Source organism: Caulobacter sp. BP25, assembly GCF_002737755.1.
Classification (GTDB): Bacteria; Pseudomonadota; Alphaproteobacteria; order Caulobacterales; family Caulobacteraceae; genus Caulobacter.
In genome coordinates, this window is the sequence record NZ_PEGH01000019.1 from 1 (window position 1) to 21,689 (window position 21,689).

Here is a 21,689-nt window from a genome sequence, read left to right on the forward strand (position 1 = left end):
GGTCTGATCACCTACATGCGGACGCGACGGCGTGTCGGTCGAGCCCGAAGGCATCGCCGAGGCGCGCAGCGTGATCGGCAATGTCTATGGCGACAAATTCGTCCCCGAGACCCCGCGCTACTACAAGGCCAAGGCCAAGAACGCCCAGGAGGCTCACGAAGCCATCCGCCCGACCAGCCTGAACCGGAACCCCGGCTCGCTGCGCCTGGAGCCGGACCTGGGTCGCCTGTACGAGCTGATCTGGAAGCGGATGATCGCCCTCCCAGATGGAAAAGCGCCCGCATCGAGCGCACCACGGTCGATCTGGAAAGCGCCGATGGCCAAACCGGAATGCGCGCGACCGGCCAGGTCGTGCTCTTCCCCGGCTATTTGGCGGTCTATGAAGAAGGCCGCGACGACGAGGGCGATGAAGACAGCGCCCGCCTGCCGGTGATCGAGGAAGGCGCTAGCGCCAAGGTCATCGAGGCCCGCGCCGACCAGCACTTCACCGAACCGCCGCCGCGCTATTCGGAAGCCCAGCCTGGTCAAGAAGATGGAAGAGCTGGGGATCGGCCGTCCGTCGACCTACGCCTCGGTCCTGACCGTGCTGCGCGACCGCGAATACGTGAAGATGGAGAAGCAGCGCTTCGTCCCAGAGGACAAGGGCCGCCTGGTCACGGCGTTCCTAGAGCAATTCTTCAAACGCTACGTCGAGTACGATTTCACCGCCGCGCTCGAAGAGCAGCTGGACCTGGTTTCCGACGGCAAGCTGGACTGGAAGCAGTTCCTGCGCGACTTCTGGAAGGACTTCCACGCCGCCGTCGGCGAGATCGCCGAGCTGCGCACCACCAACGTCCTAGACGCCCTGAACGAGGCCCTGGGCCCGCACATCTTCCCCGACAAGGGCGATGGATCGAACCCGCGCCTGTGCCCGACCTGCGGCACGGGGCAACTGTCGCTTAAGACCGGCAAGTTCGGAGCCTTCATCGGCTGCTCGAACTATCCAGAGTGCCGCTACACGCGCCAACTGGGCGTCTCCGAAGGCGACGGCGAGGCCGAGAGCGCCGACAAGGAGCTGGGCGTCAATCCGGCGACCGGCCGCGCCGTGTGGCTGAAGAACGGCCGCTTTGGCCCCTATGTCGAGGAGCTGGCGGCCGAGGGTGACAAGCCCAAGCGCTCGTCCCTGCCCAAGGGCTGGATCGCCTCGGCCATGGACCTGGAGAAGGCCCTGCGCCTGCTCTCCCTGCCGCGCGAAGTCGGCAAGCACCCGGATGACGGCAAGGTCATCACCGCTGGCCTCGGACGCTTTGGGCCCTTCGTGCTGCACGACGGCACCTACGCCAACCTAGAGAACGCCGACGAGGTGTTCGATGTCGGCCTCAACCGCGCCGTCGCCATCCTGGCCGACAAGCGCGCCGGCGGCGGACGTCCGCAGCGCGCGGCCGCCGCGGCGCTGGCCGAGCTGGGCAATCACCCCGAGGACGGCAAGCCGATCCGCGTGCTGTCGGGCCGCTTTGGCCCCTACATCAAGCACGGCGACACCAACGCCAACGTCCCCAAGGGCAAGGACCCGGCGGCGATCACCCTTGAGGAAGCGCTGGCCCTGATCGCCGAACGCGCGGCCAAGGGCGGTGGCAAGAAGCCGGCCAAGAAGGCCGCCGCGCCCAAGAAGGCCGCGACCAAGGCCGAGGGCGACAAGCCCGCCAAGAAGACGGCGGCCAAAAAGCCCGCCGCCAAGAAGGCCGCCCCGAAAGCCAAGGCCAAGGCGGAGGCCGCTAGCTCAGACGACGGCGCCGCGCCGTGGGACGACGAGGCCTGAGCCTGTTCAGCCGGGTTGGACGAGAGTAGATTGCGCGGATGACGACGCTTGAACGTCCCCTGCCGCTGAACGTCGTGCTGACGGCGCTCGTTTTGTGCTGCGTCGGCGGCTTCGCCTTCGGCCTGATCAACGCGATGAAGATCGACCGCGGCGGCGCGGCGACCTCCACCCAGCCGCTGGCCGAGGTTTCGGGCGTGCCGGTTAAGGACGCCGCGCCCGCCCTCGCCTACGAGCCGCCGCCCGTCGAGGCGCCCAAGCCCAAGGCCGTCGAGGTCGAGACTCCGGAGCAGGACGCTCCGGCGCCAGTGATCGAAACCCCGCCGGCCGCGACCACGCCCGCCGCGGAAGCCGCGCCCAAGCCGGCTGAACCGCAGGTCCCGAAGTCGATCGAGGATCTGTACTAGGCGCTCAGCGCTTACGCTCGGCCGCGACCGCGACGGGTCGGACGTGCCTATCCAGAAGCTCCAGATAGGTCGCCGTGTGGGTTTCCAGCGCGTGGTTGCCAGCCCCCGGGATGGTGACGAACGCCTTCATCGGCGCACTCAGCCCATCCAGCCACGCCTTGGCCATCGGCGCGGGCGAACTCGTGGCTTCCTCGCCTTGGAACACAAAGACCGGGACCGACAAACGCTGGTCCAGGCTGGCGTAGTCGAAGCTCTCGCCCCAAGCCTTGCCGATAGCCCGCTCGTTTTGCGCGGCCGCGCCTTGGGCCGCCATCAGCTCATCGACCGTCCAGTGTGGCGCGCTCATCGCCTCCTGCATCGGGTTGACGGGTACGGGCGGCCGGTACTTGACGAAGACCCGCTGGAAGGCGGCGACGCGGGCCGGATCACGCGGCTGTCGCCAAACGTCGGTTCCGGCCAGCTTCAAGTCGGCCAGCGAGGCCTCGTCCTTGGCCGCCGTCGCCAGTCGCAGCAAGCGCTCATAGCCGTATAGCTCACGCTCGGCGCGGGGTCGGGTGATCTGACCGGCGGCGACATAGGCGCTAAAGAGCTCCGGCTTAGCCTGGATCATCTTCACAGCCAGGGTCGAGCCGAAATTGACGCCCAGCAGGACGATCCGCGTCTTACCGAGATGGCCGCGCAGGTAGTCGGCCAACTCCAGGCCATCCTTGACTAGCCGGTCGATGGTCAGGTCTGCTCCGAGAGCCTTGCCATTAGCCACAAAGGTCTTGCCCGCGCCGCGTGGATCCCACTGGACCACGGTGAAGTCCTTCTCCCAGGGCTGGAAGGTGCGGACATAGGGACTGAGGATCGCGCCCGGCCCATCGACCTGGGTCCCGCCGACGATCAACAGGACCGGATTGGCGCTGTCCGCGCCCCGGATGGTCACCCATTGCCGGATGCCGCCGATCTGGACGAAATCCGCCTCGTCGACGGCTTGCGCCCGAGCAGAGGCGGGAAACGCTAGGGCGACACAAGCGCCCAGGCTCAACAGAAAGTCCGTACGGCGCATGGTCACCTCGAAGAAGATTACAATTGTAGACTTCTCGTGAGAATTACAGTCGTAATCCAGATGGTCAAGTGCGTTTCTCTTGGCCATCGGCCCAAAAAGCGCGTTAAGGCAGGGCATGGCTAAACTTCGCCCGCCCCAATCGTCCAAGGCAAAGACCTTCAAGCCCAAGCCGCCCGCCGGCCTGCCGGATCGCGAGACGCTGCTGGCGTTCCTGCGCGACGCGGGCGAGACCGGAAAAGCCGACATCGCCCGACACTTCGGGCTGAAGGGCGCCGACCGCCGGGCCCTGCGCGAGATGATCCGCGAGCTGGAGGCGCAAGGCGCGCTGGCCAAACGCGGCCGTAAGGGCTTCGCCGAGGCCGGCTCCCTGCCCCCCGTCGGCGTGGCCGACGTGGTCGAGCGCGACGGCGACGGCGAGCTCTATGTGAAGCTGACCAAGTCCGACGACGACGTGCCCAATGTTCGCCTCGCGCCCGGCAAGGGCGAGGCCGCCGCTGGGGCGCCGGGCCTGGGCGATCGCCTCCTAGTCCGCTTCGAACGCCTGGAGACCGGCGAGTTCGAGGCCAAGCTGATCAAGAAGCTGGGCCAGAGCGCCCACAAGATCCTGGGCGTGATCCGCAAGCACCGTCGCGAGGTCCGCGTCGAGCCGGTCGACCGCAAGTCCAAGGAAAGCCTGGTCCTAGATCCCAGCGTCGCCCACGAGTTCAAGGAGGGCGACCTGGTCGTCGCCCAGGTCGGCACGCATGGCGGCCGCTACGGCCCCAAGCCCGGCAAGGTGCTGGAGGTGGTCGGGACCGAGAACGATCCCCGCGCCGCCTCGCTGATCGCCATCCATAGCCACGGCATCCCGACCGGCTTCTCCGAGGAGGCCGAACGCGAGGCCAAGGCCGCCGTCGAGCCGACCCTGTCGGGGCGCGAGGACCTGCGCGATCTGCCGTTCGTGACCATCGACCCGGTGGACGCCCGCGACCACGACGACGCCGTCTACGCCCACCCCGATCCGGACGCGACGAACGTGGGCGGCTGGGTCGTGTGGGTCGCCATCGCCGATGTGGCCGCATACGTGCGTCCCGGCTCGGCCCTGGACCGCGACGCCCGCGAGAAGGGCAACAGCGTCTACTTCCCCGACCGGGTCGAGCCGATGCTGCCCGAGACCCTGTCGAACGGCCTGTGCTCGCTGCGCGAGGGCGAGAACCGCGCCACGCTGGCGGTGCGGATGGTGTTCGACAAGTCTGGCCGCAAGAAGGGCCACAAGTTCGTGCGCGGCCTGATGCGCTCGGCCGCCAAGCTCAGCTACGAGCAAGCGCAGGCGGCCATCGACGGCCAACCGCCCCCTGAAGGACAAGATGGCGACAAGGCCGGCCCGCTGCTGGATCCGATCCTCAAGCCCCTGTGGGCCGCCTATAACACGATGAAGATCGGCCGCGAGGCCCGCTCGCCGCTGGCCATCGAGAGCGATGAGCGCCGGATCATCATCCGCGAGGGCGAGATCGCCTCGATCACCAAGCGCGCCAGCCTGGAAGCCCACAAGCTGATCGAGGAGATGATGGTGCAGGCCAATGTCTGCGCCGCCGAGAGCCTGGAGGCCAAGCGCTCGCCCCTGATCTACCGGGTGCACGATACGCCCAGCCTTGAGAAGGTGCAGAACCTCGCCGACTTCCTGCAGACGCTTGAGATCCGCTGGAGCAAGGGCGAGGCCCCGCAGACCTCGCGGTTCAACAAGCTCTTGGAAGAGACCCGCGAGAGCCCCAACGCGGCGATCATCAACGAGGTCGTCCTGCGCACCCAGATGCCCCACTACAGCGCCGACAACATCGGCCACTTCGGCCTGAACCTGGCCAAGTACGCCCACTTCACCAGCCCGATCCGGCGCTATGCCGACCTGATCGTGCACCGGGGCCTGATCCGGGCCCTTGGCCTGGGGACCGACGGCCTGACGGACCAAGACATCGCCCAGATCAAGGACACGGCCGAGGTCATCACCCACGCCGAGCGCCGGGCCATGGCCGCCGAGCGCGACGCCACCGACCGCTACATCGCCGCCTTCCTGGCCGACCGCGTCGGCGCGACCTTCGCGGGCCGGATCACCGGCGTCACCCGCTTTGGCCTGTTCATCAAGCTGGCCGACACCGGCGCGGACGGCCTCGTGCCGGTCTCCAGCCTGGGCGCGGAGTTCTTCATCCACGACGACAAGATGCACGCCCTGGTCGGCGAGCGGACCGGCAAGCGCTGGCCGCTGGGCCTGGGCGTCGAGGTCAAGCTGGTCGAGGCTACGCCGGTGACCGGCGGCCTGCTGTTCGAGATGCTGAGCGAGCCCCTGGCGCCCGATCCCAAGGCCCCCCGGCCAAGGCTCGGCGCGCGGCGGCAGGCGGCGGTTAAGCCGCGCGGCGGTTTGCCCAAGGGCGTGCGGCGCGGGAAGCGGCGGTAGGGCGATAACCGAAATCCTCCCCCTAGCGGGGGAGGTGGCGCGAAGCGCCGGAGGGGGAAGAGGCAAGGTCAGCAGGACTTCCCCCTCCGGCGTCTCTTCGAGCCGACACCTCCCCCGCTAGGGGGAGGATTTACCGCCCGTGATCGCCGCCTCCAGCCGATCCGCCATCATCCTTTGATCCGCTGCCGATGGGTGCCCATGGCAGGCCGTGCGCTCCATGCCCGTGATCCGCACCGCCGTGGCGCCCGCACGGCCGGCGACCTCGGCGACGTCGTCCACGAAGGTGTCGCCCTGGATCAGGAAGAAGCGCGCGCCCGGGCGGCTTACCTTCAGGCCCTCGACGAAGGCGACGTAGCTATTTCGGTAGTCCTTGCGCAACGCCGCCTCGTCCGCCCAGGCCTCGCCGGCGTGCAAGGCGGTCGAGAAGTCGTTGGTGCCGAGGCCGATGACCACAACGTCCGGCTTCCATGGATCGTTCGCGGCGATGCGCGGCTCGCCCTGCCCCGGGATCAGGCGCGGAAACAGCGCGGGCAGCGGCTCACCGGGTACGACGCCATTGTAGTTGCGCACGACGCCACGACCGGAGAAGGCCTCGATGCGATAGTCGGCGTCCAGCCGCGCGGCCAGGATCGGCCCAAACGCCAGGCTGGTGTCGGTCAGGTCATGGACCTGTTGCTCGGTGCAGTCCTGACTGGCTGAGCGCACGCCGTATCCGACCGTGTGGGAGTCGCCAATGAACTCAATGCGGCTCGGCCGCGCCGGCGCGGGCAGCGCCCTGCCCGCCTTGCCCACGAAGAAGCCCTCAAACCGCGCTGAACCCGTCTGGCTCTCGGTCAGTTTGTCCAGGCGCACGATGTGCTCGCCGGGACCCAGGCGATCGAGCTTCAGCCGAGTCGCGCCGGACTTGGTCAGCTCGGCCTTGCGCACACCGTCGATGCTGACGGCCAGGTGCTCGACCCCGGTGTCGACGGCGATCTCGACCGAGGGCCCCGTGAAGCGCCCTTCGAAATAGACCCCGGGCCAGCCGAAGTCGTAGGCGCCGTTCGGGGCGGGCGAGACACGGCCGCCAATATTGAGTGACAGCGCTGTCTGAGCAAGCGCTGGCGTGGTCAAGGCCAGGGCGGCGGCAAGGGAGAGCAAAATACGCATGGCGGTTTGATGCCACGCGCCACGACGATGTTCCAGCCTCGATCTCCGGTGCTGCCATCGCCGCCGAACTTGGCTATGCAGACGACCATGCGCGCCGAAATCGAACCCTTCCACGCCATCGCCATCAGCCGCCTGGCCCATGAGCTGAAAATGCAGGGCCGCTCCATCATCCACATGGAGTTCGGCCAGCCCTCGACCGGCGCGCCGAGCAAGGCCATCGCCAAGGCCCACGAGGTGCTCGACGCCGAGGCCATGGGCTATTGGGAGAGCCCGCTGCTGCGCGAGCGCATCGCCCAGCGCTACCAGGACCTCTACGGCGTCACGGTCGAGCCCGAGCGGATCGTCCTGACCTGCGGCGCCTCGCCGGCTCTCGTTTTGGCGCTGTCCAGCGTGTTCCAGCCCGGCGACCGCGTCGCCATCGCCCGTCCCGGCTATGTGGCCTATCGCAACACCATCAAGGCCCTGCACCTCACGCCGGTCGAGATCGCCTGTGGGCCGGAAGACCGCTTCCAGCTGACGGCGAAGCACTTGGCCGAGTTGGAGCCCGCCCCGGCCGGCGTTATCGTCGCCAGCCCCGCCAACCCGACCGGCACGATCATCGCGCCCGAGGAGCTGGAAGCGATCGCCAAGGTCTGCCGCGAGCGGGGCATCCGGATCATCAGCGACGAGATCTATCATGGGCTCAGCTACACCGGCCGCACGCCCTCGATGCTGGAGTTCGCGCCCGACGCCCTGATCGTGAACAGCTTCAGCAAGTACTTCAGCATGGCCGGCTGGCGTCTGGGCTGGCTGCTGACGCCGGCGGGCGAGGACCAGGAGCGAGCGCGGGCCTATGTCGGCAACCTGTTCCTGACCGCGCCCTCCCTGGCCCAGCACGCGGGCCTGGCGGCCATGGATTGCCTGGATGAGCTGGAAGGCCACATCGCCGTCTATCGCCGCAATCGCGAGCTGATGCTGGAGGCGCTGCCCGCGCTAGGCCTACGCAAGATCGCCCCGCCCGACGGCGCCTTCTACATCTGGGCCGACATCGGCCACCTGACCGACGACTCGCTGACCTTCTGCAAGGACCTGCTGCGCGAGACCGGCGTCTGCACCGCGCCCGGCGTGGATTTCGATCCGGTCGAGGGCCACCGCTTCATCCGCTTCAGCTTCGCGGTCTCGACGCCCGAGGTCGAAGAGGCCCTGCGGCGGATCACGCCGTGGTTCGCGGGGCGGAGCGTTTGATAGATGCCCCCCGCATCGCGGGGGAGCTGTCACGGAGTGACTGAGGGGGCGAGCTGGACATCGGCCGAGTTGGCCCCCTCCGGTCCTCTGGACCACCTCCCCCGCATCGCGGGGGGGGAACTTGGTCAGCTCCCTACTTCTTCGCCAGATAATCCAGCGCCATGAAGACCTCAGCCTTCACGCCGGTCTCGAAGACCGCTTCGTCGACGTCGAAATAGGGAGAGTGGTTGGCCGGGGCCGTGGCCGCCGGGACGTCGGCCGTGCGGCCGCCCAGCTGGACGAACACGGCCGGGACCTTTTCGGCGTACATCGAGAAGTCCTCGGCGCCGGTCACCAGGGCGGCGTTGTCGTCGACCTTGCCCGGTGAGGACTTCTCCAGGCTGGTCTTGACCCACTTGGACAGCGCCGGGTCGTTATAGGTGACCGGATAGGGCTGGGTGAACACCGCCTCGGCCTTGGCGCCGTAGCGATCGCCGATCGCGGCCACCGACTTCTGCATGCGGGCGATCAGATCCTCGCGGCGAGCCTTGGAGAAGGTGCGCATGGTGCCCTCCATCTTCAGGTCCTCGGGGATGATGTTCTGGCGCATGCCCATGTTGATCACCGCGATGGTCAGCACCGACGGCGAAGCGCCCACGTCCACCTGGCGGGCGGCGATCTGGTTGGTGGCCTGGATGATGTCAGCGGCGACGCTGGCCATGTCGACGCCCGCCCAGGGGCGCGCGCCGTGGGTCTGCTTGCCCTTCACCGTGATCGTGATGCGGTCGGACGAAGCGTAGAAGCCCTCGGGGCGATAGTTCAACTGGTGCGGGTCGCCTGGACCGATATGGACGCCGAAGATCGCGTCGACCTTGGGACTATCGAGCACCCCGTCGCGGATCATCAGCTTAGCGCCGCCCTCCTCCCCGGCCTGGGGCCCTTCCTCAGCCGGCTGGAAGACGAAGACGACCGTGCCCTGGATGTCCTTCTTCATGCCGGCCAGCACCGTGGCGGCGCCCAGCAGCATGGCGACATGGGTGTCATGGCCGCAGGCGTGCATGACGGGCACGGTCTTGCCTTCCCAGGTCGCCTTGACCTTGGAGGCGAACGGCAGGCCGGTCTTCTCCTCGACCGGCAGGGCGTCCATGTCGGCGCGCAGGGCCACGACCTTGCCCGGCTTGCCGCCGCGCAGAACGCCGACCACGCCGGTCTTGCCGACGTTCTCGCGGACCTCCAGGCCCAGCGCCTTCAGCTCCTTGGCGATCAGGGCCGCCGTGCGGACCTCCTGGTTGCCCAGCTCCGGATGCTCGTGGATGTCGCGCCGCCAGGCGATGACCTTGGGCTGAACCGCCTTGGCCGCCGCAGACACCTGGGCTGGCGTAGGGGCGGCCATCGCTTCCGAAGTCAGGGCCGGCGCGCCAAAGGCCAATCCGGCGGCCAGCGCCAGCGTCGAAATCCGTCCGATCATTCTCAGAGCCCCTCACAAAAGCGCGGCGAGCTTGCGTCGCGTCGCGGCGGAGGGTCAAGCGGGACACCTTCAACACATCCAAAACTCCGCCTTCCTCGCCCTCGTGGCGAGGACCCATGCGTCAACTGGCTGGGCTTGAACGGAGTACTTCGCTCGTGTCGGCGCGCACCAGCCAGCGCTTAGGCGACTGAACGCTGGGTCCTAGGCACAAGGCCTAGGAAGGCGAATTAAACGAGAAGGTTGTGATTGACCCAACGTCCGCCTTTCCCACCGAGGCAAACCGTCTAACCTTGACCCATGAGCCTGCCGCCGATCGACGCGAAATTCGACACGATCAACGACGGCGCCGTGCGCGAGACCGGCGCGGCGCTGAAGCCCAAGCACGCGGCCACCCTGATCATCGTGCGCACAGACGGCCCTCAGCCAAGGCTGCTGATGGGCCGCCGAAATCACGGCCACGCCTTCATGCCCGACAAGTGGGTATTCCCCGGCGGCCGGGTCGATCGGACCGACTACGACGCGCCCAGCGCCAGCGAGCTTTCGCCCGAGGTCGCCACGCGCCTAGAACTGGACCCCCGCCATCCCAAGCCCGCCCGCCTGGCCCGCGCCCTGGCCCTGTCGGCGGTGCGCGAGACCTTTGAGGAAACGGGGCTGCTACTGGCGAAGGAGGCCCCAGAGCGCCCCGGCGCGGGCCCCTGGCGGCCGTTCCTGGCCCAAGGAGCCTTGCCGGACCTGGCGCCGCTGAGCTTCGTGGCGCGCGCGATCACGCCGCCTTACCGCCCTCGCCGGTTCGACGCCCGATTCTTCATGGCTCCCGCCGAGGGCCTGCTGTCGCTGGACCGCCGCCCCGACTGCGGCGAGTTGGACGAGATCGCCTGGGTGGACTTCGAGGAAGCCATGGCGCTGGACCTGCCCAACATCACCCGCTTCGTCGTGCACGAGGTCGGCCAAAGGCTGGCCGAGGCTGGACGGCCCGCGCCGTTCATGCGCTTCCTGAACGGCAAGCGTCATCTGACGCATGTCTAGCCGCTGCACGGCCTCGCGACTTTTGCCCAAAGCCGCGCGCGGCAATTGACTTTGAGTCTCCGATGAGTATGTTCCGCGCCTCTTATTTCCAGCGCGCGGGAACCTGCGCGACCACCGCAGGGATTCGACCATGGCCAAACCGGCTTCCATCAAGATCCGCCTGAACTCGACGGCGGACACCGGCTTCTTCTACGTGACCAAGAAGAACGCCCGCACCAAGACCGAAAAGATGGTGCTGAAGAAGTACGATCCGGTCATCCGCAAGCACGTCGAATTCCGCGAAGGCAAGATCAAGTAGGATCGCCTTTCAGCGCTGAGACACGAAAACGCCCGGCTATCGCTAGCCGGGCGTTTTTTATGGTCGATTGTCGCTGGAGCGTAGGGCCCCTCAGCCCGTCCACACCCAGCGCAGAAGCGTGAAGCTGCCCCACAGCAGCGTCAGCGCCAGCAGCACCGGTCCGACGCAGACGGCGACGAAAGCCCCGATCATGGCCAGACTGGAGAAGCCGTTCGCCGGCTGGTCGAAACTCGCCCCGCCGATCAAGAAGAGCGCCGAACAGATCGCCAGACCCAGAAGCAACCAGCGCCCGGTCGGCGTACGCTTTCTAAAACTGATCTTCGATTTCGTCATCCCCGCCTCTCCCTTAGGATGTATCGGCGAGCATGCGCGACGAAGGTGTGCGAAAAGCTAAGAAAGCGCCCTAATCAATGCTTAGCATTTACCGCCGTAGGTCAGCGGGCGGCAGACGCCGTCGATATCGGCGGGCGCCTTGATCCCCGTCACCGCCGCCACGGTGGGCGCGATGTCGACGGTGTCCAACGGCAGCACGCGCTCGTGCGGGGCCGCGCCCTTCCACCAGAACAGGATCGGCACGCGGCGATCATAGTCCCAAGGACTGCCGTGCGTCGAGACATAGGTCGCGCCCGCCGTCGCTGGAATGCGGTTCGGCTTGAAAGCGATCAGAATGTCGCCCACGCGCCCCGGATAGGCGCTGCGGCGCATCCGCTCGGCGATCGACAACTCCTCGGCGGAAGCATCCGCCGGCGCGCTCTCCATCGTGAAGATGGCATTAGAATCAAAAGCTTGTGACACATCAGGGTCACGGTTGATCAGGGGCAGGGCCGCAGCGGTGATGCGCGCGCGGTCAGCCAGCGACGGCGTCTTGCGATCGGGGCCGACGACGTAGATCTGGTCGATGCCGCCGTCCGCGATCAGCGGATCCCAGGATAGGCCAAGCTCGGCGCGCAGCTGGGCGTTCAGCTTGGCGACCCAAGGGCGACCGATCACGCGCTCGGTCCCGTAGCCTTCGTCATGAAGCCGTTCGGCAAAATCAGCGCCGCCATGATCGGCCGTCAGGACCACCAGGACGCCGCCCTTGACCTTGTCCAGGCTCTTCAGGAACAGGCCTAGCCGCTCGTCCAGGCGCGCGACTTGGTCGCACATCTCAGGACCGCGCGTGCCGTAGCGGTGACCGATAAAGTCGGTCGCCGACAGGCTGATGGCCAGCACGTCGACCTGCGGGCCGTCGCCCAGGCCATAGGTCTCGCGCAGGCGTTGAGCCAGCTCCAGGGTGACTTGGTCGGTATAGGGGCTGGCGTAAAGGTCGCGCTGCTTATCGGCCTCGCTGGTCGCCGCCGGGATCGGCAAGGCCGCCCGCCACTGGCGACCGCCGGTTTCGTAAGTCGCCTCAAGCGTCTTGCAACGCTTGGCCGAGGGCTTGGCGTAGTCCCAGGTGAACGGATGGGCCTTCAGGTCGGCCGAGAGCTTGGCGTTGAACGCCGCGACAGGCTTCAGGCGTTCCTGGGCGCTCTGGCCGGGCGCGACCCAGGTCGTGAAGCCAAAGCCCGGTTGATACCAGAACTGGCCGTCGGCCTTGTGGCCGGTCATGGTGATCGCGCCGCGATCCTTGCCCGAGACGCCGAAAACGCGGCTTGCCGGCGACACGGCCTTCAACCAGTCGCCATAGGTAGTGGCGATCATGTTAGCCGGCGAGACCGCCCTGCCCTTCGGATCATCGGCCAGGGTCACGGTCGGATCGGCCAGGCAGTAGACCGTCTTGCCCGTGGCGCGGTCGTACCAGTCATTGGCGCTGATGCCGGTCTTGTTGGGATGCTTTCCCGTAAGCAGGGTCGAGTGGCCAGGGCACGTCTCGGTGAAGGCGTGCGACTGGTAGCCGTTCGGATAGACGACCCCCTGGCTCAGCGTCGCCAGACCGCCGACGAACTCGGGCCGGTGCTGGGCGTAGAGATTGGCGCTGAGCTGGTCGACCGAGATCACGACCACCAGCTTGGGATCGGGCTTGGTCTCGGCGGCCAAAGTAGCGGTCGCGGCGAAACCGGTCGCCAGGACAGCGGCGAACGCGCCGCAAGTAAGCATCGTCTTCATTCAAGCGATTTCGCCCGAATAGTTCACCCGCGCAAGGCCGGAAGGATTTCAGGGCTGAAATGTCGCTGGCCGCTCGATCGCCAGGCGTTCAGCCGCTCAGGCCGCCTTGCCGACGACCGTGTTGCGGCCACTGGCCTTGGCTTCGTAGACGCCCTCGTCGGCGCGCTTGAGCAGGGCTTCGGGCGTGTCTTCGGGACCGCCGGTCGCGGAGACGCCGACCGAGACCGTCACGTTCAGCATCTCTTCGCCATTGGCGACCTTGAACGGCGAACTCGACACGTGCTTGCGGATCCGCTCGGCGATGCGCAGGGCGTCAGCCATGCGCGTCTCGGGCATGATCACCGTGAACTCCTCGCCGCCGTAGCGGCACGGCAGGTCGATGGCCCGCACGTTCGAGGCCAGGCGCAGGGCGAACTCGCGCAGCACCTCGTCGCCGATATCGTGGCCGAAGGTGTCGTTGATCTTCTTGAAGTGGTCGATGTCGATCAGCAGCGCCGAGACCTCGTCCCCGCCCATCGCCGCGCGGCGCACCAGCGTCTCCAGCTGGCCGACCATGTAGCGGCGGTTATGCAGGCCGGTCAGCTGGTCGGTGACCGCCAACTCCAGCGAGTGGTCGAGGTTGTTGCGCAGATAGTCGGTGTAGCGCTTGCGCTGGATCTGGGTTTTGGCGCGAGCGGCCAGCTCCTGGGGATCCACGGGGCGGGTCAGGATGTCGTTCACCCCGATCTCCAGCGCCTTGACCATGCGGGCGCGATCGTCGGGATCGACCAGAGCCAGCACCGGCAGGTGGCGCGTGCGCTCATCGGAACGCAGAGCGGCGGTGAAGCGCAAACCGTCGAAGCCCTTGGCCGCGGCGTTGACGATGACAAGGTCGACCGGACCGCTGGCGCTGACCCGGGCCGTCTCGGGATCGGTCTCGACCACCGGACGGTGATCGGCGGCCAGTTCGCCGGCCAGGCGCTCGGCCTGGCGCTCATTGTCGTCGACGACCAGCACCCGGCCGCCCAGGCCGTCCAGGCGAGCGGCGGCGCCGGCGATGACCCCGATGCGACGGCCCGAGGCCTCGCGCTGGCGCAGTTCGTCGATCACAAGCTTGAAGCGCGTCAGGCTGCGCACGCGGGCGAATAGCATGACGTCGTCGATGGGCTTGGTCAGGAAGTCGGCGGCGCCGGCCTCCAACCCTTGGATGCGGTCGGCCCGCCCGTCCAGGGCGGTGATCATCACCACCGGGATGTGGCGGGTGGCGGGATCTTCCTTGAGTTTGCGGCAGACGGTGAAGCCGTCGATGCCGGGCATCATCACGTCCAGCAGGATGATGTCTGGCGGATCGCGCTGGGCCATCGCGAGGGCCGTCTGCCCGTCCATGGCGGTGGAAACTTCATAGTATTCGGCCGCCAGCTTGGCTTCCAGCAGGCGGACATTGGCCTCGATGTCATCGACGACGAGGATCCGAGCGCTCATGCAGGCTGCCTTTCCAGGAGACGCTTGATCGTTTCGAGGAAGTGGACGACCGAGATCGGCTTGGAAATATAGGCCTCGCAACCGCCTTCGCGGATGCGCTCCTCGTCGCCCTTCATGGCGAAGGCGGTCACGGCGACCACAGGGATGTGGGCCAGTTCCTCGTCTTCCTTCAGCCACTTGGTGACCTCCAGCCCCGAGATTTCGGGCAGCTGGATATCCATCAGGATCAGGTCTGGCTTGTTGTCGCGGGCGATGGACAGCGCCGACAGACCCTCGCGGGTCTGCAGGGTCTCGTAACCCTGGGCTTCGAGCAGATCATGAAAGAGCTTCATGTTCAGCTCGTTATCCTCCACGATGAGGACCTTCTTCGTCATCCTTACCCCGACCATGCGGTCATGTGGTGACGCCTGCGGATCGCGCCACCTTCCAGAAGTTGTTCGCACAAATATCCTTAAGCGCCCGCTAATCGCTTCGAGACCGACCGCCAGAGCCCATGGAACCTCGCCTTACCGATCTTCAGGCCTGCCCCGTCAGTGTAACAGCGCCGCTGGTGATCGTTGATGTCGACGAGGTGCTGGCCCAGTTCATGCTCGGCTTCGGAGCCTTTATCTCGCGATACGGCTTCGAGCTGCGCGTGGATCGGTTCGCTCTCTTTCAAAATATCTATCGCCCCGGAGAGACCGAACACCTCGATCTGATCGCGGGCAAGGCCCTGTTCGACGATTTCTTTCGCGATGGGGCCGAGGATCTGCCGCCCGCGACCGGCGCAGCCGACGCCCTGGCCGACCTTTCGACCCGCGCCGAAGTGGTGATCCTGACCAATGCGCCCGAGCATGGACGCCTCGCCCGCGCCCAATGGCTGAAGACTCATGGCTTCGACTACCCGCTGATCATCAACAGCGGACCCAAGGGCCCGGCCGCCGCAGAACTGGCCGCGCGCACCTCAGGCCCCGCCGTCTTCATCGACGATCTTTTACCGCAGCTGGAATCGGTGGCGGAAAGAGCGCCCAAGGTTGGACGCTTCCAGATGGTCAGCGACGAGCGCCTGCGCCCTCTCGCCCCGTCCGCGCCCGACCGCCATGTCCGTATCGACGAATGGCCCCTGCTCAAGAGGGCCATCGAGGAGCGTCTGTTCGTATGATCCGTTTTGGCATTGATTTCGGCGGCACCAAGATCGAGGCCGCCGCCATCGACGAGGCTGGGGCCTTTGTCGCGCGCGTGCGCAAGCCCAATCCCGGCGAGTATAAGGCCGCGCTAGAGGTCGTGGCCGAGTTGGTCGCCGACGCAGAGGCGATGGCCGGCGCGTCCTGCGCGCGGCTGGGCTTAGGGATTCCCGGCTCGATCTCGCCCCGCACCGGTCTGATCCGCAACGCCAACAGCGTCTATCTGAACGGCCAGCGCTTTGGCGAGGACTTGGAGCAGCGGATCGCCCGCCCGGTGCGCTTGACCAACGACGCCAACTGCCTGGCCTTGTCAGAAGCCGCCGACGGCGCCGGCGCGGGCGAAGGCGTGGTCTTTGCGGCCATCCTAGGCACCGGCTGCGGCGGCGGCGTCGTGGTCGACGGCAAGATCATCGACGGCCGCAACGGCTTTGCCGGCGAATGGGGCCACTCGCCCCTGCCCTGGCCCAAGCCCGAGGAATATCCGGGCCCCGCGTGCTGGTGCGGCCGCAAGGGGTGCCTGGAAACCTGGATCGCGGGGCCCAGCTTCGCCCGCGACGCCGGCTTCCCCAATGGCCAGGCGACCATGGAGGCCATCGCCGCCGGCGACGCGTCCGCAGCCGCCGCGCTCGACCGCTATGTCGACCGGCTAGGGCGCGCCCTGGCCGTGGTCTGCGACCTGATCGACCCCGACGTCATCGTCTTGGGCGGCGGCATGTCGAACGTCGACATCCTCTATGAGCGCCTGCAGGCCGCCATCGCCCCGCACGTCTTCTCCGACGTCTTCGAGACACCTGTGCGCAAAGCCATCCATGGCGACAGCTCCGGCGTGCGCGGGGCCGCATGGCTTTGGCCGCAGGAGATCTAGGGAGGGCCACATGAAATCCCTGTGCCGCGACTGCGGGTGGACGGGCGAGGCCAAGGCCGCGCGCTGTCCGTCCTGCGGCTCGCCGCGCACGGTGTTTCATGAGGAGCTGGGGACGCTGTCCATAGCGCACCTGGACTGCGACGCCTTCTACGCCTCGGTCGAGAAGCGGGACGATCCGTCCCTGCGCGACAAGCCGGTGATCGTCGGCGGCGGCAAGCGCGGGGTGGTGACCACCGCCTGCTACATCGCTCGCATGAGCGGGGCCAAGTCGGCCATGCCGATGTTCAAGGCGCTGAAGCTGTGTCCCGACGCCGTGGTCATCAAGCCGAACTTCGCCAAATACAAAGAAGAGAGCCGGCGAATCCACGAGAAGCTCGACCGGCTCACCCCGCTGATCCAGCCGCTGTCTTTGGATGAGGCGTGGATCGACCTGACCGGCACCGAGCGCCTGCATGGCGCGTCGCCGGCGGCGATGCTGGCCAAGCTGCAGGCCGAGATCGAGCGCGACATCGGCCTGACCGTCTCGATCGGCCTGGCGCCCAACAAGTTCCTGGCCAAGATCGCCTCGGAGCTGGACAAGCCCCGCGGCTTCTCGGCGATCGGCGCGGCGGAGGCGAAGAACTTTCTCGCCGACAAGCCGGTGAACATCCTGCCTGGCGTCGGCCCGGCAACGGTCTCGGCCCTGGCCGAAATCGGCCTACGCACCGTGGGCGACATCGCCGCCACAGATCTGAAGCTGCTCGCCAACCGCCTGGGCTCCGGCGGCCTGCGTCTGCATCGCCTGGCCCACGGCCAGGACAGCCGCATCGTCGATCCCGACCAGGCCCGCAAGACGATCAGCGCCGAGACCACCTTCAACAACGACCTGCACAAGCCCGAGGATCTGGAGGACGAGCTCTGGCCCCTGTGCGAGAAGGTGGCCAAACAAGCGCGCAAGGAAGGCGTGGCGGGCCGCGTCGCGACGCTGAAGCTGCGCACGCCCGACTTCAAGATTCACACCCGCCGCCGCACCCTGGCCGTGCCGAGCCAGACCGCCCGCACCCTGTTCCAGGTGGCCCGCGAGCTGCTGGCCGCCGAGCCCAAGGGTCTTTCCTATCGTTTGATCGGCGCGGGCCTGACCGAATTCGTCGACGCCGAGACCGCCGGCGCGGACATGTTCGCCGACGAAGAACGCCGCTCCCTGAAAAGCGAGACCGCGATCGACACGCTTCGCGGAAAGTTCGGCGCCGCCGCTGTGGTCACGGGGCGCGCGCTGAAGAGCCGGTGAGTCGCGGATCCGCACCGATCGCCCTCTTGCGGCGCGACATTTTGTTCACCATCTGGGCCTTTCCACCTCGGAACCGTTCGCGCGCGGTCTTCGCTCTCCCAAACGTGAAGCCGAAAACCCAGGCGCCCCTGTGCTAAAGCGGCGCAGCGGCGCTTAGGGCTCTTCCAAAGCCGCCGCGTTTCCATATCTAATCCAGCATGGGCGAGTGATTTGCTCGCCAGGAGAGAACAAGTCGATGGCCGAGCGGAAGCAAGGCGGACAAAGCAACGGCGCTGGGTCGTCGGTCGTCACGGAAGTGAAGCCGAAGACGCAGAAGCCTTCGCTGTATCGAGTTCTGATTCTCAACGACGACTACACCCCGATGGAGTTCGTCGTTTACGTTCTCGAGCGGTTCTTCAACAAGTCGCGCGAAGATGCGACGCGCATCATGTTGCATGTTCACCAAAACGGCGTGGGCGTGTGCGGTGTCTACACTTACGAAGTCGCAGAAACCAAGGTCGCCCAAGTCATCGACTCGGCGCGACGCCATCAGCACCCCCTGCAGTGCACCATGGAAAAGGACTGAGGAGCCTCCCCGTTGCCCTCTTTTTCGCGCCCCCTGGAAGAGTCCCTGCATCGCGCCGTCGCGTACGCCAACCAGCGTAAGCACGAGTACGCGACGCTTGAGCACCTTTTGCTCTCCTTGACCGACGACGATGACGCCGCCGGAGTGATGCGCGCGTGCGACGTCGATCTCGCCGCGCTGAAGAAGAGCCTCTCGAACTATCTCGATGTCGAGTTGGCCTCCCTGGTCGTTGACGACGAGGAGGACGCCAAGCCGACTGCGGGGTTCCAGCGCGTGATCCAGCGCGCGGTGATCCACGTCCAGTCGTCAGGTCGCGAGGAAGTGACCGGCGCCAACGTGCTGGTCGCCATCTTCTCCGAACGCGAAAGCCACGCCGCCTATTTCCTGCAAGAGCAGGACATGACGCGGTACGACGCGGTCAACTTCATCGCCCACGGCATCGCCAAGAAGGCCGGCGTCTCGGAAGCCAAGAGCATCAAGGGCGCCAGCGCCGGCTCGAATCAGACCGAGGAAGACGGCGAGAAGCCCAACACCAAGACCGGCGGCGAGGCTCTGGAAGCCTATTGCGTCGACCTCAACGAAAAGGCCCGCCAGGGCAAGGTCGACCCGCTGATCGGCCGCGCCAACGAAGTTGAGCGCGCGATCCAGATCCTGTGCCGTCGCACCAAGAACAACCCCCTGCTCGTCGGTGACCCCGGCGTCGGCAAGACCGCCATCGCCGAGGGCCTGGCTCGCAAGATCGTCACGCACCAGGTCCCAGAGGTCCTGGAAGGCGCCACCATCTACTCGCTCGACATGGGCGCGCTGCTGGCCGGCACCCGCTATCGCGGCGACTTCGAGGAACGCGTCAAGCAGGTCGTCAAGGAGCTGGAGAGCCACCCGAACGCGGTGCTGTTCATCGACGAGATCCACACCGTGATCGGCGCCGGCGCGACCAGCGGCGGGGCTATGGACGCCTCGAACCTGCTGAAGCCCGCCCTGGCCTCCGGCTCGCTGCGCTGCATGGGCTCGACCACCTACAAGGAGTTCCGCCAGCACTTCGAGAAGGATCGGGCTCTCGTCCGTCGCTTCCAGAAGATCGACGTGAACGAGCCGACGGTGGAAGACACCATCAAGATCCTCAAGGGCCTGAAGACCTACTACGAGGACTTCCACAAGCTGAAGTACACGAACGACGCCCTGAAGGTCGCCGTCGAGCTGTCGGCCAAGTACATCACCGACCGCAAACTGCCGGACAAGGCGATCGACGTGATCGACGAGGCTGGCGCCTCGCAGATGCTGGTGCCGGAAAACCGCCGCAAGAAGACGCTCGGCGTGAAGGAGATCGAGGCGGTCGTCGCTAAGATCGCTCGCATCCCGCCCAAATCGGTCAGCAAGTCGGACACCGAGGCCCTCAAGGAACTCGAGAACGACCTGAAGCGCGCCGTGTTCGGCCAGGAAGAAGCCCTGAGCCAACTGTCGGCCGCCATGAAGCTGGCGCGCGCCGGCCTGCGCGAACCGAACAAGCCGATCGGCTCGTATCTGTTCAGCGGCCCGACCGGCGTCGGCAAGACCGAAGCCGCCAAGCAGCTGGCCCAGACCCTGGGCATCGAGATGCTGCGCTTCGACATGTCGGAATACATGGAGCGCCATACCGTGAGCCGCCTGATCGGCGCCCCTCCCGGCTATGTCGGCTTCGACCAGGGCGGTCAGCTGACCGACGCGGTCGACCAGCACCCGCACGCCGTCGTCCTGCTCGACGAAATCGAGAAGGCGCACGGGGATGTCTACAACATCCTGCTGCAGGTGATGGACAACGGCACGCTGACCGACAGCAACGGCAAGAAGGTCGATTTCCGCAACGTGGTCCTGATCATGACCACCAATGCGGGAGCCTCGGACGCCCAGCGCAACTCGATCGGCTTTGGCCGCAGCAAGGTCGAAGGCGAGGAAGAGGCCGCCCTCAAGCGCCTGTTCACGCCGGAGTTCCGCAACCGCCTGGACGCCGTGGTGGCCTTCAAGCCGCTGACCGCCGACATCATCCGTCAGGTGGTGCAGAAGTTCGTGATGCAGCTGGAGGCGCAACTGGCCGACCGCAACATCACGATCGAACTGGCCGACGATGCGGCCGACTGGCTGGCCAAGAACGGCTTCGACGAGCTCTACGGCGCCCGTCCGCTGGCCCGGGTCATCCAGGAGCACATCAAGAAGCCGCTGGCCGACGACATCCTGTTCGGACGCCTGGTCCGCGGCGGCCACGTCAAGGTCGTGCTCAAGGACAGCAAGATCGACTTCGAGATCGACAGCAATGTCGACCCCAAGGCGAGCAAGTCCGACGAAGCCGAACCGGCCCTGGCCGAATAGGCTTTGGCCTCGAACTGAAACGGAAAGGCCCGGAGCGATCCGGGCCTTTTTCGTTTTGCCTACAGCGCCGCCGCGATCTTGGCCGCCAGCGCCTTCAGCTCCTCGACATCGGCCATGCCGCCCTCGCCGTGGCGACCCAGCGCCTCACCCTCGTAGCGGGGGATCACATGGAAGTGCAGGTGGAAGACCGTTTGGCCGGCGGGCGCGCCGTTGAACTGGGTGACGACCACGCCGTCCGGCTTCAGGGCCGCCGCCACCGCGCGCGCCAGCCTTTGCGTCGCGGCGGTCAGCTCGGTCAGCACCTCCGGTTCGACCTCGAGCAGGTTGCGGGCCTGGCTGACCTTGGAGATCACCAGGGCGTGGCCGCGCGACTGCGGGAAGACGTCCATGAAGGCCAGGACCCGGTCGTCCTCGAACACCTTCACGCTGGGGATCTCGCCCCGGATGATCTTGGCGAAGATGTTGCCCGTGTCGTAGCGTCCGTCGAGGCTCATGACCGTCTCCCTTTGACGGGACGGTCGTAGCAAACAGAGGGTGGGGCGCAAGAGGAGCCAACACGAAGCTTCACCCTAGGAACGCGCCTCCTCCGGCGCCGTTCGTCTCCCAAGCAAAGGAGACGACGATGTCCAAGGAAGCCGATCTGGCCGAGAAGTTCTGGAAGGCCCTGAAGTCCGACCGCACCGTGATGCTGGGCCTGCCCGATCACGAGAGCGGACGCGCCCAGCCGATGACCGCCGTGTTCGAAGGCAGCCATTCCGGTCCGATCTGGATCTTCAGCGCCGTCGATGTCGATCTGGTCCGGGCGGTCGAGGGCGGGGAACGCGAAGCCTTCCTGCATTTCGTGTCCAAGGGGCATAACCTCTTCGCGGCGGTCGAGGGCCGCATGCGCATCGACAATGACCGGGGGACGATAGACCGCCTGTGGAACCCCTTCGTCGCCGCCTGGTATAGCGGCAAGAACGATCCCAAGCTGCGCCTGCTGCGCTTTGAGACGGGCAGCGCTCAGATTTGGCTGAACGAGAGCAGCCTGTTCGCCAGCGTGAAGATGATGCTCGGGGCGGATCCCAAGAAGGAATACAAGGACAAGGTCGGCGAAGTCCGGCTGCAGTAGG

At 66.6% G+C, this 21,689-nt stretch carries 21 protein-coding genes and 2 pseudogenes; 15 read left to right on the plus strand and 8 right to left on the minus strand.

Features of this window, described 5'->3' with window-relative positions:
* Window positions 1-31 precede the first annotated feature (31 nt).
* The 4 genes and pseudogenes from CSW59_RS21950 to CSW59_RS17610 all read left to right on the plus strand — a co-directional run bounded on the left by CSW59_RS21950 (window position 32) and on the right by CSW59_RS17610 (window position 2,202).
* Window positions 32-433 carry a DNA topoisomerase gene (locus tag CSW59_RS21950; RefSeq protein ID WP_369825791.1) on the plus strand — a complete coding sequence of 134 codons (402 nt, stop codon included), beginning with the start codon at window positions 32-34 and terminating at the stop codon, window positions 431-433.
* Window positions 331-961, plus strand: a pseudogene (locus CSW59_RS21955) (DNA topoisomerase); the annotation flags it as partial. The gene CSW59_RS21950 and the pseudogene CSW59_RS21955, both read left to right, overlap by 103 nt.
* Window positions 962-1,006: 45 nt before the next feature.
* Complete coding sequence (locus CSW59_RS21960) at window positions 1,007-1,798, plus strand: topoisomerase C-terminal repeat-containing protein (protein WP_369825794.1); 792 nt, start codon at window positions 1,007-1,009, stop codon at window positions 1,796-1,798.
* A 38-nt stretch (window positions 1,799-1,836) separates the two neighbouring features.
* Window positions 1,837-2,202 (plus strand): hypothetical protein, encoded by a 366-nt coding sequence (locus CSW59_RS17610; protein ID WP_099445298.1) that lies wholly within the window; start codon window positions 1,837-1,839, stop codon window positions 2,200-2,202.
* Window positions 2,203-2,206: 4 nt separating this feature from the next.
* Here the strand turns inward: CSW59_RS17610 and CSW59_RS17615 are convergent, their stop codons facing one another.
* A complete protein-coding gene (locus tag CSW59_RS17615) occupies window positions 2,207-3,253 on the minus strand; it encodes an alpha/beta fold hydrolase (protein WP_099445299.1) in 1,047 nt (348 codons plus the stop codon).
* Window positions 3,254-3,368: 115 nt separating this feature from the next.
* Here CSW59_RS17615 and rnr point away from each other — a divergent pair, with 115 nt between their 5' ends.
* Window positions 3,369-5,681 (plus strand): ribonuclease R, encoded by a 2,313-nt coding sequence (gene rnr / locus CSW59_RS17620; protein ID WP_099445300.1) that lies wholly within the window; start codon window positions 3,369-3,371, stop codon window positions 5,679-5,681.
* Between the two features lie 117 nt (window positions 5,682-5,798).
* On the opposite strand, the gene CSW59_RS17625 is transcribed toward rnr, so the two are convergent.
* Window positions 5,799-6,830 (minus strand): SGNH/GDSL hydrolase family protein, encoded by a 1,032-nt coding sequence (locus tag CSW59_RS17625; protein ID WP_099445301.1) that lies wholly within the window; start codon window positions 6,828-6,830, stop codon window positions 5,799-5,801.
* Between the two features lie 87 nt (window positions 6,831-6,917).
* Between CSW59_RS17625 and CSW59_RS17630 the strand changes: the two genes are divergently transcribed.
* Window positions 6,918-8,054 (plus strand): pyridoxal phosphate-dependent aminotransferase, encoded by a 1,137-nt coding sequence (locus CSW59_RS17630; RefSeq protein ID WP_099445514.1) that lies wholly within the window; start codon window positions 6,918-6,920, stop codon window positions 8,052-8,054.
* Window positions 8,055-8,187: 133 nt separating this feature from the next.
* Here the strand turns inward: CSW59_RS17630 and CSW59_RS17635 are convergent, their stop codons facing one another.
* Window positions 8,188-9,501 (minus strand): amidohydrolase, encoded by a 1,314-nt coding sequence (locus tag CSW59_RS17635; protein WP_201722842.1) that lies wholly within the window; start codon window positions 9,499-9,501, stop codon window positions 8,188-8,190.
* Between the two features lie 297 nt (window positions 9,502-9,798).
* Between CSW59_RS17635 and CSW59_RS17640 the strand changes: the two genes are divergently transcribed.
* Both CSW59_RS17640 and rpmG read left to right on the plus strand, forming a co-directional pair.
* Window positions 9,799-10,527 (plus strand): NUDIX hydrolase, encoded by a 729-nt coding sequence (locus CSW59_RS17640; protein WP_099445302.1) that lies wholly within the window; start codon window positions 9,799-9,801, stop codon window positions 10,525-10,527.
* A gap of 130 nt (window positions 10,528-10,657) precedes the next feature.
* Complete coding sequence (gene rpmG / locus CSW59_RS17645; RefSeq protein ID WP_010920317.1) at window positions 10,658-10,825, plus strand: 50S ribosomal protein L33; 168 nt, start codon at window positions 10,658-10,660, stop codon at window positions 10,823-10,825.
* Window positions 10,826-10,915: 90 nt separating this feature from the next.
* On the opposite strand, the gene CSW59_RS17650 is transcribed toward rpmG, so the two are convergent.
* The 4 genes from CSW59_RS17650 to divK all read right to left on the minus strand — a co-directional run bounded on the left by CSW59_RS17650 (window position 10,916) and on the right by divK (window position 14,748).
* Window positions 10,916-11,158: a hypothetical protein gene (locus CSW59_RS17650; protein ID WP_099445303.1), complete on the minus strand. Its 243-nt coding sequence runs from the start codon at window positions 11,156-11,158 to the stop codon at window positions 10,916-10,918.
* Window positions 11,159-11,239: 81 nt separating this feature from the next.
* Window positions 11,240-12,904 carry an alkaline phosphatase family protein gene (locus CSW59_RS17655; RefSeq protein ID WP_201722854.1) on the minus strand — a complete coding sequence of 555 codons (1,665 nt, stop codon included), beginning with the start codon at window positions 12,902-12,904 and terminating at the stop codon, window positions 11,240-11,242.
* Between the two features lie 105 nt (window positions 12,905-13,009).
* Window positions 13,010-14,374 (minus strand): PleD family two-component system response regulator, encoded by a 1,365-nt coding sequence (locus tag CSW59_RS17660; RefSeq protein WP_099445305.1) that lies wholly within the window; start codon window positions 14,372-14,374, stop codon window positions 13,010-13,012.
* A complete protein-coding gene (divK, locus tag CSW59_RS17665) occupies window positions 14,371-14,748 on the minus strand; it encodes a cell-cycle response regulator DivK (protein WP_013079896.1) in 378 nt (125 codons plus the stop codon). Before divK ends, CSW59_RS17660 begins: the two co-directional genes overlap by 4 nt.
* 119 nt (window positions 14,749-14,867) lie before the next feature.
* Here divK and CSW59_RS17670 point away from each other — a divergent pair, with 119 nt between their 5' ends.
* The 6 genes and pseudogenes from CSW59_RS17670 to clpA all read left to right on the plus strand — a co-directional run bounded on the left by CSW59_RS17670 (window position 14,868) and on the right by clpA (window position 20,577).
* Complete coding sequence (locus CSW59_RS17670; RefSeq protein WP_099445306.1) at window positions 14,868-15,515, plus strand: hypothetical protein; 648 nt, start codon at window positions 14,868-14,870, stop codon at window positions 15,513-15,515.
* A complete protein-coding gene (locus CSW59_RS17675; RefSeq protein ID WP_099445307.1) occupies window positions 15,512-16,402 on the plus strand; it encodes an ROK family protein in 891 nt (296 codons plus the stop codon). The genes CSW59_RS17670 and CSW59_RS17675 overlap by 4 nt, the downstream gene beginning before the upstream one ends.
* Before the next feature lie 10 nt (window positions 16,403-16,412).
* A complete protein-coding gene (locus CSW59_RS17680) occupies window positions 16,413-17,669 on the plus strand; it encodes a DNA polymerase IV (protein ID WP_099445308.1) in 1,257 nt (418 codons plus the stop codon).
* Between the two features lie 7 nt (window positions 17,670-17,676).
* A pseudogene (locus CSW59_RS21505) lies at window positions 17,677-17,823 on the plus strand (hypothetical protein); the annotation flags it as partial.
* An 81-nt stretch (window positions 17,824-17,904) separates the two neighbouring features.
* On the plus strand, window positions 17,905-18,234 hold the full coding sequence (clpS, locus tag CSW59_RS17685; RefSeq protein WP_013079900.1) for an ATP-dependent Clp protease adapter ClpS: 330 nt from the start codon (window positions 17,905-17,907) through the stop codon (window positions 18,232-18,234).
* Between the two features lie 12 nt (window positions 18,235-18,246).
* Window positions 18,247-20,577: an ATP-dependent Clp protease ATP-binding subunit ClpA gene (gene clpA / locus CSW59_RS17690; RefSeq protein ID WP_099445309.1), complete on the plus strand. Its 2,331-nt coding sequence runs from the start codon at window positions 18,247-18,249 to the stop codon at window positions 20,575-20,577.
* Between the two features lie 59 nt (window positions 20,578-20,636).
* Here the strand turns inward: clpA and CSW59_RS17695 are convergent, their stop codons facing one another.
* Complete coding sequence (locus CSW59_RS17695) at window positions 20,637-21,071, minus strand: HIT family protein (protein ID WP_099445310.1); 435 nt, start codon at window positions 21,069-21,071, stop codon at window positions 20,637-20,639.
* Between the two features lie 128 nt (window positions 21,072-21,199).
* On the opposite strand from CSW59_RS17695, the gene CSW59_RS17700 reads away from it, so the two are divergent.
* Window positions 21,200-21,688, plus strand: coding sequence for a pyridoxamine 5'-phosphate oxidase family protein (locus CSW59_RS17700; protein ID WP_099445311.1), 489 nt, complete (start codon window positions 21,200-21,202; stop codon window positions 21,686-21,688).
* The last annotated feature ends 1 nt before the right edge of the window (window position 21,689 follow it).